The sequence below is a fragment of the Flavobacterium johnsoniae genome, from assembly GCF_001879205.1.
Taxonomy (GTDB): Bacteria; Bacteroidota; Bacteroidia; order Flavobacteriales; family Flavobacteriaceae; genus Flavobacterium; species Flavobacterium johnsoniae_A.
Map to the genome: position 1 here is coordinate 204,640 of NZ_MLFK01000008.1, position 13,368 is coordinate 218,007.

Annotated in this window: 8 protein-coding genes and 1 pseudogene; 7 read left to right on the forward strand and 2 right to left on the reverse strand. The window is 34.6% G+C overall.

Features of this window, described 5'->3' with window-relative positions:
• Window positions 1–119: 119 nt before the first annotated feature.
• Entirely contained in the window at window positions 120–713 is a 594-nt protein-coding gene (locus BKM63_RS15830) for a hypothetical protein (RefSeq protein WP_071637551.1), read from the reverse strand.
• Window positions 714–1,138: 425 nt separating this feature from the next.
• Between BKM63_RS15830 and BKM63_RS15835 the strand changes: the two genes are divergently transcribed.
• Window positions 1,139–1,423: a hypothetical protein gene (locus tag BKM63_RS15835; protein ID WP_083572251.1), complete on the forward strand. Its 285-nt coding sequence runs from the start codon at window positions 1,139–1,141 to the stop codon at window positions 1,421–1,423.
• A gap of 73 nt (window positions 1,424–1,496) precedes the next feature.
• Here the strand turns inward: BKM63_RS15835 and BKM63_RS15840 are convergent.
• A pseudogene (locus BKM63_RS15840) lies at window positions 1,497–2,153 on the reverse strand (AAA family ATPase); the annotation flags it as partial.
• Between the two features lie 2 nt (window positions 2,154–2,155).
• Here BKM63_RS15840 and BKM63_RS15845 point away from each other — a divergent pair.
• The 6 genes from BKM63_RS15845 to BKM63_RS15875 all read left to right on the forward strand — a co-directional run bounded on the left by BKM63_RS15845 (window position 2,156) and on the right by BKM63_RS15875 (window position 13,168).
• Window positions 2,156–3,919, forward strand: coding sequence for a type VI secretion system baseplate subunit TssF (locus tag BKM63_RS15845; RefSeq protein WP_242661159.1), 1,764 nt, complete (start codon window positions 2,156–2,158; stop codon window positions 3,917–3,919).
• Window positions 3,920–4,291: 372 nt separating this feature from the next.
• The gene (locus BKM63_RS15850; RefSeq protein ID WP_071637553.1) at window positions 4,292–4,849 is read left to right on the forward strand and encodes an RNA polymerase sigma-70 factor; all 558 of its coding nucleotides are present in this window, start codon (window positions 4,292–4,294) and stop codon (window positions 4,847–4,849) included.
• 117 nt (window positions 4,850–4,966) lie between these two features.
• The gene (locus BKM63_RS15855; protein ID WP_071637554.1) at window positions 4,967–5,884 is read left to right on the forward strand and encodes a FecR family protein; all 918 of its coding nucleotides are present in this window, start codon (window positions 4,967–4,969) and stop codon (window positions 5,882–5,884) included.
• A gap of 93 nt (window positions 5,885–5,977) precedes the next feature.
• Window positions 5,978–9,361, forward strand: coding sequence for a SusC/RagA family TonB-linked outer membrane protein (locus BKM63_RS15860; RefSeq protein ID WP_071637555.1), 3,384 nt, complete (start codon window positions 5,978–5,980; stop codon window positions 9,359–9,361).
• A 21-nt stretch (window positions 9,362–9,382) separates the two neighbouring features.
• Window positions 9,383–10,918, forward strand: a complete 1,536-nt coding sequence (locus BKM63_RS15865) for a RagB/SusD family nutrient uptake outer membrane protein (protein WP_071637556.1) — start codon at window positions 9,383–9,385, stop codon at window positions 10,916–10,918.
• 426 nt (window positions 10,919–11,344) lie between these two features.
• A complete protein-coding gene (locus BKM63_RS15875; RefSeq protein WP_071637558.1) occupies window positions 11,345–13,168 on the forward strand; it encodes an alkaline phosphatase in 1,824 nt (607 codons plus the stop codon).
• Window positions 13,169–13,368: the final 200 nt, after the last annotated feature.

Consider the following 13,368-nt stretch of genomic DNA (forward strand, 5'->3'; position numbering starts at 1 on the left):
GTGTTTCAATAAAAAATATTTAAAATAAAAAAAGCCTTAAAAAAACTAATTGAGAATCAGTTGTTTTAAGGCTTTAGATTTTACAGCATTGCTATAAAATCATTATGGAAAACTTAGCTTTATTCTTTATACAATATGATAACGGCTTTATAACCGGTTCCAACATTCCATTGGCTTGATTCAATAACGGCTCCTTTATCATCAAAAACCTGAAATTCGGCTGTATTTGGCGAAGCAGAACCTTCATTCAGGGCTTCAAAATCAATTTTATTAATACCTTTTACCAAATTAATCTTAAACCCTTTAAATTCTCCATCTAGAAGAACTTCCGGCTCGATCACTTTATCATTTAAATAGACCCTGATTTTATCACCGTCTACAAAAGCAGCATCTCTGTAACGAACTGTAGAAAAAGCTGATTTGGTTATAAAACCTCCTAGATATTCATTACGTCTGTAAAAAATCCCTTCTACATTAGCTTCTTTTTTATATAAAATATTATTCTTAAAAAGTTCTTCGGGATTAATTTGCAGTACAATAGGATCTTTTGCCAAAGCAGGCGGTTCTGAGTTTGGTGAAGCTTCTGCCGGCGGTATGACTTCTTTATTTTCTGGATTTTTAGACTGGATTGGCTGGTATTTGCCTTTCACTTCTTCTTGAGAATGTACGTGTAAGGAAGCGCCAATTATAATTAGAAACAGTATTCTTTTCATATTTTACAATTTATATATCATTCAAATGTGCTGTCAGATAAACACATTAACTCTTGTTAATAAAAACAGGTATTTATAGCATTTATTGCCTTTAATGCATAATTATTTTGTGATACAAATAACCTGGGAAACAATGTTTTCAAAAATAGAATCGAGACAAACTTTGTTTCATATTATAATATGAAACCTAATTTACGACCTAACAATGATATAAAACAAGCAGGTGGTAATAACTTTGATAATGTTTTGAAATATAATTGTTTAAATGATTTTTAGAGAAAAAAAAGAAAAGGGTTTGTCTTTTTAAAGAATTAAAATTATTTGCACTAATAAAGACTTAAAAAGGCAAAGTCTTTTTCAATTCGATTGTTAAAAATTTATATCAAAAAGTAATTTCTGTTTATCTGATAGTAATAGACTAAAAAATGCAGCAAACAAAAGATGATTTTTACTTAAACTCCAAAACTATGTCCCTACCTGACGAACTATACAATGTTAAATTTGCAGAATATTTTGAATCAATGAGAAAGATGTATTTAATCGATGACCGGTTTAAAAACATCTGCGATGATTATTGTAATAGTGTTGCCAATGCTGAAATTTACAGGAAAAAATTTGAGAAAAATTTTCGCCATCAGTTAGAGTGTGAAAACCTGTCTAAGGAATTAGAAGAAGAGATACTGTTTTACATTGTTAGAAACAGCGAGTAAGAGAAGGAATTTTTATGAAATGCGCGGATACAAAAAAAACGCCGATCAGCGTTTTTTTTGTACTTTTTAAGTATTAATTTACAATAGTAAATTCTTCCTTTATCCATTTCACTTCATTGTTTTCAATGCTTACAGAAATAGTATCCCCGTCTTTTACTTCTCCCGAGATTATTTTTTTTGCCAAAGGTCTTCTTAAATGACTTCTGATAATGCTTTTTATTGGCCTTGCACCGTATTTGGCATTGTATCCATTTTCAGCGAGATACAGTTTTGCGTCCATCGGAATTTCAACTTTAATATTGATATTTTTCAATAAATCCATAAATTCTTTTTTAAGATGGATTTCGAATATTTTCAATGCATTTTCTTTGCTGATAGGAGCGAATGGCACAATTTCGGTTAAACGTCCTAAAAATTCAGGTCTGAAATAATTACCCATAATTTCCATTAAAGAACCTGATGTTGGAATTTCTCCATTGTTAAAAGTATTGACAATATGATCAGCACCAATATTTGAGGTAAAAAGGATAATAGCATTTGAGAAATCACCTTCTTTTCCTAAACGATCGTGTAGTTTTCCTTCGTCCATGATTTGCAGAAAAACATCAAAAACGGATGGATGTGCTTTTTCAATTTCATCAAATAAAACTATAGAGTACGGTTTTTGCCTGATTTTGTTCACCAATAAGCCGCCTTCTTCATATCCTACATAGCCGGGAGGCGCTCCATGAGATGGAAACATCATTTGATCCTGTGGTATCAATGATGCTTAACGCATTGTCTTACGAATTAGAAAAAGTAGCTCATGAGCTTGAAGACTCAAAAACCCGTGTAGTAGAAAGGGTTTTGGAAATCATGTTTCCGGAAGTTACAGCAGGAGTAAAGCCGGCAAGAGCCATTTTGCATGCTTTGCCCATAGATAATAATATGAAAGTTTCACTGCAGAATCAAATGCTCGCAAGTCGAAGAATTCATAATATCTACAACCCTTTAGCACCAATAACAAAAGAGATTGCGCTTTCGCCTACATTAGAAGTAAAATTGTCTTCTGCGGAGATAAAGTATGTGGCTTATGAGAGAAATTTATTCGAAATTTCGAATCTTTTTTATAAAGACGCTGTTCGGGATTATAAACATTCCCTGCCTTCAGGTATAGTGTTTATGGGAATTGAATTAAAGAATCCAAAGGCATTAGAGCTTGAGGATTTAATGCTTTACATTGATATTAAAAATACGCATCAGAAAGAAATGTTTCATTACTATTTAAAGCAAATGAAATGTTTTCAGGATGATGTAGAAATTACTGTTGAAGAAGGGTATAATGTGCCTGTTAATAATATTGACATAGACAATATTATTAATCGTAATTACACGCATTTGAGCGAGATAATGCAGGAGGTAAATGAATTTTATTTCGATAATTTTTATACGCTGAAAGGATCATTAAAGCACAAACCTATTAATGAATACAGTGAAGAATACAAATGTTTTAAAGCTATAACAGACAGAAATGATAATCCTATTATTTGGGTGAAAATGGTTTTTCCGGAATCATTAATTCCTCAAATATTAGACAATGTTTCTTTTACGGCAAATTGTTTTCCGGTAATCAACAAAAAGAAACATATTATAAATAAAACGCTGGGTAATTTTTTGTCGTATATCGCATTAGAAACAGATAATAATATCTATCTGGATGTTGATACAGTCATTGATGGATTCAATAATCACTATGAAATAAAAGAATTTAAAGATGGTGTTATTGAAGAGGGAAATGCCGTATTGCGAACAGGAGGAGTTTCCAGATTTGATTCCAGAAGTGCATCAGAATTACTTCAAAACGTATTAGATTTGTTAAAAGACGAAAGTTCCTCTTTTGCAGGTTTAGGTAAGGACTTTATGAATAGTTCGTTGGTAGAAATTAATCAGCTGTTAGCTTCTGTAGAACAACAGGCGAGGGAAAGTAGTTTTTCTAAAAATAATGATCCTTACTTAATGATTAAACCAAAGATTGATGAATCTATTGGAAAATCTTTTGCCATACATTATTGGTCAACCTGTGCCGAAGAAGGAAATGATATTAAAGCAGGAACAGTTTTAGAAACTAAAGATGATATGCTGTTTGTTAGTAAAGAGGCAGTTTTGATTACCAATACTGTTGGCGGAATGAACAAACAGAATAACAAAGACAGAATTCTGGCGTATCGTAATGCTTTGCTGACTCGCGGCCGAATTGTAACTTTTGCCGATATAAAAGCATTTGGTTTTAATCATTTCAAAAGTTGTGTAACAGATATTAGAATCGAAAAAGGCACACGAAAAGAAATTTCCGTAAAAGCTGGTTTCAGCCGGACAGTCGATATTTATTTACAGGTAAACCCCGTAGAAAAAGATTATTTATCGGAAACAGAATGGGACTATCTATGCGACAGTTTTATGAAACAGCTTAAAAACAGATCATCGAATGTATTTCCATACCGAATATTTGTAAACTAAAAAAAAAGCTTCTCAATTGAGAAGCTTTTTTTTTTATCCTTCATTTTACTATTCTTTAACTTCATAAGTGTCATACTGAAGCCTTCTTCTGATTAACTTCTTTTCCACTCATCAAACAAAATCAAGATACTGTTATTTGAAAACTTAGTTTTTTATGAAATGTTAATACAATGTTTTATAATCTACCCCTTTTATTAATGTAAACGTAACCTTATAGACCTACCCTCCGTTCTAATTTTGGAGACATATTATAAAACAAACTACTGTAGTATATGTCATTTTTTAAATTTAGAACAGCTCGTAAGAAAATACTCCAAACCCGTTTTTCGGCTCAAACCTTCTTTCAAAAAAATAATTCAAAAAAGAAGCATTATGTATAAAGGTTATACTGACGAAGAACTTGTTGAATTATTGAAGCAAGGCCGAGACAAGGCTTTTGATGAGTTGTACTTTCGATATAGAGACCTGCTTGTTCGGTTTGTTTACATGCGGATGAAATCGGTTTCAATTTCGGAAGAGATTGTTCAGGAAGTTTTTACCACAATCTGGGAACGACGTAAAACTATTCAGATACAAAAGAGTTTTATGGCTTATATCTACACTTCGGTGCGTTATAAAACCTTAGATTATATCAAATCGCATGCTGTAACAGATCAATATATTCAAGAAGTTTTGGATAGAAATATGATTGTTTACAACGCTGCCAATACTACAGAAGATTCTATTTTTTACGAAGAACTTCAGGATGCGGTTGACAAAGCCGCCGCTTTACTTCCCAAAAAAGCGAAAGAAGTTTTTATTCTTAGCCGCATTAAACACTACTCCAATAAAGAAATTGCTGACGAACTAAATGTTTCCATCGAAACAGTGAAGTATCATATTACGTACGCGCTAAAATTTATGCGGACTTATTTAGGAGAATTTAATTGACAACCAATTTATTCATCAGGTTACTATTGTTTTTTTTCTTAACAAAAGCGTAACCTGGCGCGCCTACCTGAAATTTCCATTTCCAAGACATACTATTAAAGACATAAAGAAATTATAATGCCTGACAAATTAAAACAAGAAATCAAACATTTTTTAGAAGGGAAGTATTCTCCAAAAGGACAAGAAATGTGGAACAAATGGTACGATCGTACAGAGGAAGTTTTCGATATGGAAATGGTTCAATCAGATCGTTCTAAACTCAAAAAAGAATTAAGACAAATAAAGAAAACGAATAAAGTCATTTCTCTCTCCTATAAAAGCTGGGCTGTTGCAGCTTCTTTGTTTTTCCTAATCGGCTTATCCGTGTTTTTTCACCATTCGGGAGCAGTTGTAGAGAATGTACAATATGCAACAAAACTGGGAGAACGTTCGAAGATAACTTTAAGTGACGGAACACAGATATGGCTAAATGCCGGAAGTCTTTTAAAATATCCCAAAGATTTTAAAGGCGATACACGCGAAGTTTATTTAACCGGAGAAGCTTTTTTTGATGTAGCCAAAGACAAAAAACATCCTTTTATAATTCATACCGATAAAATGGATACGAAAGTTCTCGGAACCAGTTTTAATGTTCAGGCTTATCCGGATCAAACCACGCAGGAAGTTTCGGTTTTAACCGGAAGGGTAAATGTAAAATCAACTGTAACCGAAGAAAATGTGTATGTAACGCCGGGACAGAAAGTCATTTTTAAATCTAAAAACAACAAACTTCAGGCATTTAAGGATATTCCGGTGAATTCTATTTCGCTGTGGCGGAAAAATATTATTGTTTTTGAAGATACGCCGCTTCCGGAAGTTGCAGCGACCATTAACCGAAATTACAATGTGGCAGTCGAAATCAAAAACAAGAATCTAAACACATTAAAAATTAACGGCTATTTCAAGGACCTGTCTGCAGATCAGGTTCTGGCTCTGGTTTGCAATATTATTAATGCCAGCTATAAATTGGACGCTGGGGTTTATAAGATTGAATAGTTGTTTAGTGAATTGTGAAATGGTAAAAGTGAGAATCAAAATATATAATCTACAATCTTAAGACAAAAATCTAAAATCTAAAATCCAAAAACTATGAATGAAAAACAAATGCGGTACGTCGCAAAATGTCTGAGCATTAAAAAAGCTTACAGGACAAAAGTAATCTTATTTCTTGCTTTGTTTTTTACCGGATTAGTAAACGCCGAAAATGTTGATTTTGATAAAAAAGTAACATTAAAAGTAGAAAATGAAAGTTTAAAGAATGTTTTTCAAAAAATTGAAAATCAGGCAAACGTGCATTTTATGTACGAATCAAATCAAGTTAATACCAATCAAAAAATCAGTTTAAAACTTACGAATGTAACGCTCGAGCAGGCGTTAGACAAAATATGCGGTAATTTTTCGCTTCGATATGAAATCGTGAGTAATAATATCGTGATTAAAAAAACACAAAAAGCTGCCGTTTCAGATCAGAATAAAATTACCATTTCAGGAACGGTTTATGGCGGTGATGATAATATGCCTTTGCCAGGAGTAGGAATTAAGGATAAATTTTCTACCGCAGCTACAGCAACAGATTTTGACGGAACCTTTAAATTAGAAGTTAATGCTGTTGAGGCACAGCTTATTTTCTCGTATGTAGGTTACGTTACACAAGAAGTAAAAGTGAGTCAGACTTCTGTGATAACCGTAAAACTAGCGGCCGATGTAAAACAACTTCAGGAAGTTGTGGTGATGGGATACGGAAGTGTAAAGAAAAATGAAGTTTTAGGATCCGTGGGTTCTGTTTCCATGAAAGAAGTTTCAAGCAGAACCTATAATAATGCCGGAGAATTACTGCAGGGAACTGTAGCCGGTGTTACTGTTATTAATGACGGTGGTGACCCAACGGCTTCGCCTACAATTAATATTCGTGGTATTGGATCATTAAATGCCGAAACTCCTTTAATTGTTTTAGACGGGATTATTTACAGCGGTTCATTAAATACTTTAAACCCAAATGATATTGCTTCAATCAGTGTTTTAAAAGATGCGGCTTCTGCAGCAATTTATGGAGCGAGAGCTTCTGGAGGGGTTATTTTAATTACTTCTAAAAAAGGAATTTCAGACCGCATCAACGTAAATGTAAATTATCAGGGAGGTTTTCAAAATGTAGCAAAAAAACTGAATGTTTTAAACGCTGCCGAATATGCAGATGCAATGAATACTGCCAGAGATAATGCAGGATTGCCAAGAATTCCTGCTTTTGATACGGCTTTCGAACCAACAGCAAGAACAACCAAAACCAACTGGATGGATGAAATTTTCCGTACAGGCGAAATTCAGGATTTATCGCTTTCTGTAAACGGTAAAACAGAAAAATCAAATTTCTTTTTGTCAGGAAGTTACAGAAGAAATGAAGGTATATTATTGAATACTTTTGGAAACCGTTATACCGTAAGAGCCAATTCGTCTTTTAAACTGGCAGATAATTTTACAATTGGAGAAAATTTATCGTATTCTTTAACCGATGGTCAGACTGCAAATACAGCAAGTGCTTATACAGGAGCTATTTTAGCGGCTGTTTTTTATCCGCCAAACGCTACAATTTATAGAGAAGACGGCTCTGGGCAATTTGGAGGAGTTCCGGAAAAATACATTGGTTCCTACGGAGACGTGATCAACCCGGTTGCGTATTTGAAAAGACTGGATAACCGTAATCCTGTTTCGACTGTTTTAATTAATCCTTATGCAGAGTGGGAAATCATTCAGGGCTTAAAAGTAAAAACAAACTGGGGCTATACCAGAATACAGGATAATGCAACAGATTTTGCGGTTAAAATTACAGAACCTGGAAAAATATTCGACTTTAACAGATTGACCAAAAAGTCAATGACGATTACAGATTTATTGAGTGAACAGACTATTTCTTATGAGAAATCATTCGGGAAACACAATCTGAAAGCTCTAGCCGGATATACGTATCAGGAAACGAAAAAAGATTTTTATACCGTTGAAGGAACTGGTTTTGATAACGAAGATCCATCGCAGCGTTATTTATTGAATGCAAAACTAATCCAGCAGACAGGAGCAGGTTTATCAGATGAAATTATTTCTTCTTATGTAGGAAGGTTAAACTACGATTTCAATCAAAAATATTTATTCTCAGGAATTATCCGCCGCGACGGAACTTCTAAACTTTTATCAAACAACCGCTGGAAAGTATATCCGTCAGTTTCGGCTGGATGGTTAATTTCTGAAGAAGGATTTATGCAGGGCATTAACCCAGTTGTAAGCAATTTAAAACTTCGTGCTAGCTGGGGGCAGATAGGAAACTTAGGAAACCTTGGGCCATATCAGTTTAGTGTGCCTTTAACGCAGACTCAGGCTTTAATAGGAGCAACGCCAACTATTAATTATGGTTATGCAGAAAGCGAATTATCTAACCCAAATTTAAAATGGGAAAGCTCTGAGCAGACAAACTTAGGTCTTGATTTTACCATGTTTAACAATAGTTTGACTGGATCTGTAGATGCTTATATAAAGAAAAACAAAGACATGTTGGTGCGCGATCAATTACCGGGAGTTTCAGGAACGCCTCTTGGAAGAATTGTAAACTCTGGAGATGTTGAAAATAAAGGTATTGAGGTAAGTTTAACCTACCAAAAAACTCGCGGCGAATTTAAATATGACATTACGGCAAATGCAGCATTTTTGAGCAACAAAATTGTTTCTATTAAAGACGATTTAACTTCGTTAGAGCCTTTAAACCTAAGCAGAGTTCGCAGTTTGCCTTTGGCTAACATTTATCAGGTTGGAAGCCCGGTTGGTGCTTTCTACGGATATGCAACAGACGGATTATTTCAAAGTACAGCCGAAGCAAAAGCCTATGTAAATGCTAATGGTGTGGCATATCAGCCAAATGCAGTTGCAGGAGACATTAAATTTAAGGATGAAAACGGCGACGGTGTTATCAATAACAGCGACAGAGTAGTATTAGGAAGTCCGTTCCCGAAAACAACTTTTAGTTTAAACACCAATTTTAGATACAAAGGTTTCGATATGAATATCTTTTTGAGCGGTGCGGCAGGAAATAGTGTTTTCAACGCAGTTAAACATACCGGTTTAAATGCTTCTTTCCCGGGATATAACTTATTGGCCGATTCTAAAAATGCCTGGTCTCCAACCAATACAGATACGAATGTTCCGGTTCTTTCATCAACAGATAACAATAACAATTTCGGACGAATCTCTGATTTTTATATCGAAGATGCTTCTTTCTTAAGATTAAGAAACGTTTCTCTTGGTTATACGGTAAAAGAAAGCTGGCTGAACGGTAAAGCGAAATTGAGATTCTTTATTTCGGGACAAAACTTGTTTACGATTACCAATTATTCTGGAATGGATCCTGAAGTTGGACTTAAAAACTTCGGAATGGATGTAGGTAAATATCCGCTTTCCCGTATTTATATGACGGGTGTCAACGCTACTTTTTAAAAAAAATATAAAACTAACAAAATGAAAAATTTAAGTCTTTTATTATTGAGTTTTGTGCTTTTGCTAAGCACTTCAGCTTGCGAAAGCGAACTTGATCTGGTACCTCAGGGAGCGCCGTCAAGTGGGAATTTCTGGAAAACTCCGGCCGATGCAAAAGCAGGTGTAAATTCGATTTACGCTTTATATTCAGATGACAATATGTACGGCCGTGGTTTCTTTTGGCTGAACAATGCCAGTGATGACATCGGAACAAAACCAAGACAAAATGCAGAACGTATCAAAAATTTTATTGTAGACGGGGCAGAATCTGATACCAAAGATATCTGGAGAATTCATTACGAAATCATGAAACGATGCAACGATGTAATCCGTAATATTCCGAATATTCCTTTGGATGAAAAAACAAAAAACGGAATGTTAGGAGAAGCTTATTTCAACCATGCTGTAATGCATTTAGAATTGGCTTACCATTATGGAGATGATCGTGCAGGAATTCCAATCCAGGACAGAGCAAATCCAACCAATGTTTATGTGCCTCGTGCTAAAAACGTGGCAGAAAACTATGCTTACATTGCCGCTGATTTAATTAAAGCTGCTGATTTATTGCCATACTTCAATGAGCTTACACCGGATAATTACGGCCGCGCTCATAAAACAGCTGCATGGGGATATTTAGTTCGTACTTATTTGTATGCAAAAGACTGGGATAACGCCATAAAATATGCCAATATGATTGTGGCAAGCGGTAAGCACAAACTGCTTGATAACTTTGAAGATGTATTTAAAATTAAAAACAACTGGTCTACAGAATACATTTGGTCAGTAACTTCAAGTGCCGAAAATACCTCTTTGGGTTCTATTTTTCCAGGTGTTTGTTTAGAAGATAAAGGCTGGGGAGTTTATAACGGCTGGGGAAATTTTTATCCTACGAAAGAATTGTTCGATACCTATGATCCAACGGATAAAAGAAGAAGCGCTACCATACTTCAAAAAGGAGATAAATTCACTTATTTCGGGGAGTTAGTAACTTTTAACGAAGGAAAAAATGTAGTAAGTTCAAGTAATAGAACTGGATATCAGTTTAAAAAATATATGGAGCCGTTTAGTTATCCAAAAACTGGTTCAGGAGCAGTAGATATTCGTTATGTAAATGCCAACGGAGATAAACCTTCAACCGCTTTAAACGTACCTCTTTTGCGTTATGCCGATGTCATTTTAATGCTGGCAGAAGCCAAACTTATGAAAGGCCAGAATGCTGATAATGAAATCAATATGATTCGTCACCGTGCAGGTCTTGGTGATCTTGCAGGAGCAACAATGGTCGATTTAAAAAGAGAAAGAAGATGTGAGTTAGCGGGTGAGTGGACAGATCGTCATTTTGATTTAGTACGCTGGGGAGATGCTAAAGAAACGTATGCCAAACCATTGCACCATTATGACGGAAGTGTAATTTATCCGGCTCGTAATTTCAATCCTGCTATTCATCACGTTTGGCCAATACCGCCAGATGAAATTGCAGTAAGCAAAGGAGCTTTGTTTCAAAATAAAGGATGGTAAATTGCTTTTGGTTGATGGGTTATAGTTTATAGTTTATAGTTTATAGTTTATAGTTTATTGTTTACGGTTAATTATAAATCAACCACCAACCAAAAACCAAAAACCAAAAACATCAACCAAAAACCACCAACCATTAAATTAGTTTGTTTGTTTAGTTTTTTTTTACGCTGCAGGCTTGTTGTGGAGTCTGCAGATTGTAAAAAAAACAGAATGAAGCTCAATATTTATAAAAAAAACCAGTCTTTTTTAAAGAGGCTGGTTATTATTGTTTTTTTAGCCACAGATTAAAGGATTAAAAGAATTTTTTCTGCCGCGAATTGCACGAATTTCCACAAATTGTATTCGCAAAAATCAAAAAATAATTCGTGATAATTTGTGTAATTCGTGGCAAAAACCTGTACACAAAATAATTCAAAAATCATTTCAATGAAAAAAATATTCATCCTTTTTTGCCTTTCGTTTTTCCTTTTTGCACAAGCTCAGGAATACAGTTCATCCAACATACATTCACATAATGATTATGCCAGTCCGTTACCGTTTTATGGGGCATATTCTAATGAAGCAGGCGTTATTGAAGCCGATGTCTTTTTAGTAAATAACGAATTGTTTGTGGCGCATACTTCAAAAGAAATTGGACCAAACAATACACTCAAAAATTTTTATCTCGAGCCGCTTTCTTTAAAATTAAAGAATTTGGGATCTAAAGCTTATCCGAGTAATAAGCCATTGATTTTAATGATTGATATAAAATCTGATGCCGATTCTACTTTGAAATTAATTGCGCAACAGTTAAAAAACTATCCTGATATCATTATCAATAAAAATATTAAAGTGGTAATTTCAGGAAACAGACCAAATCCGGCACAGTGGACATCTTATCCGGAATTTATTTATTTTGACGGAAGGCTGAATGAAAACTACACTCCGGAGCAATTGGCACGTGTAGAAATGATCAGCGAAGATCTGCATGAGCTGACTATTTGGAACGGTAAAGGTGTTTTAACCCAAGCTGATTTGGAGAAAATTCAATCAGCTATAAAAAAAGTTCACAATCAGAACAAAAAGATAAGATTTTGGGCCACACAGGATAATGTAAATACGTGGATGACGCTGATGAATTTAAAAGTGGATTTTATTGGTACTGATAATGTGGCCGAATTGACGCATTTTATCAATAACCTTAAAAATAATTTTTATCAGAATACCGAATTTCATCAGGCTTATGCTCCTAAAAATGTTGCAGCTTTCGCCAAAAAGAAACCGAAAAATGTCATTCTGTTAATTGGTGACGGAATGGGGCTAACTCAGATTTATTCGGGTTATACGGCAAATAAAGGGCAGTTAAGCCTTTTTAATATTCCAACTCAGGGACTTTCTATTACCAAAGCTTCAGATAGTTATATTACCGATTCTGCCGCGGGAGCAACGGCAATGGCAACAGGTCATAAAACCAATAACAGGTTTATAAGCGTTGATGAAAACGGAAAACCTTTGGAATTAATTACACAGCAATTAGCAAAGAAAAATTACAAAACGGCTATTATTTCGGCAGGAAATATTACAGATGCTACTCCGGCCGCTTTTTATGCGCATCAGCCGGAAAGAAGCTACAGCGAGCCTATTGCTTATGATTTCTTATCGAATCCGTCAGATATTTTAATTGGAGGAGGGCAAAAAGAATTCAAATCCAGAAAAGACGGAAAAGATTTATCTAAAGTTTTAATTGAAAAAGGATATACATTTTCAGATAAATTCAGTTCTCTGGATACTATTAAAAACACCCGATTTATAGTTTTAGAAGATGCAGCTGTTGTTTCTATGAAAGACGGAAGAGGCGATTTTTTAACTAAATCACTTGCCAAAGCTACCAGTACTTTTGCAAAAACAAAAAATCCGTTTTTTATTATGGCCGAAGGTGCGCAGATTGATTATGGCGGACATAGAAATAACGTAGAATATGTGGTTCGCGAAATGCTGGATTTTGACAAATTAGTAGGGCAGGCGATGGAGTTTGTTGATAAAAATCCTGAAACACTTCTAATCGTAACAGCAGATCATGAAACTGGCGGTTTATCTTTAATCGACGGAAGTATTGAAAAAGGTTACGTTCACGGAAGTTTCAGTACAAACGATCATACAGCAGTTCCGGTGCCGGTTTTTGCTTATGGTGCGGGTGCTCAAAATTTTATGGGAGTTTATCAAAATACCGAAATTTACACAAAGATTTTAGAAGCTCTTTCCATAAAGTAACAACCATTTTTATATAGGAAAACCCTTGCCAGTGCAGGGTTTTTTTGTTTTTTTGAAGTTGAATTATGGAAGGATGAGGTATGTTTTTTGTTTCCTGATTGCATAAAAAATTACTGCAAAATTTTATTGTTTATAATGAATATAAATTACCTGTAATCAGGTAATTTGAAGAGTTATGTTGTTGTTAATTAGTCGTTTAC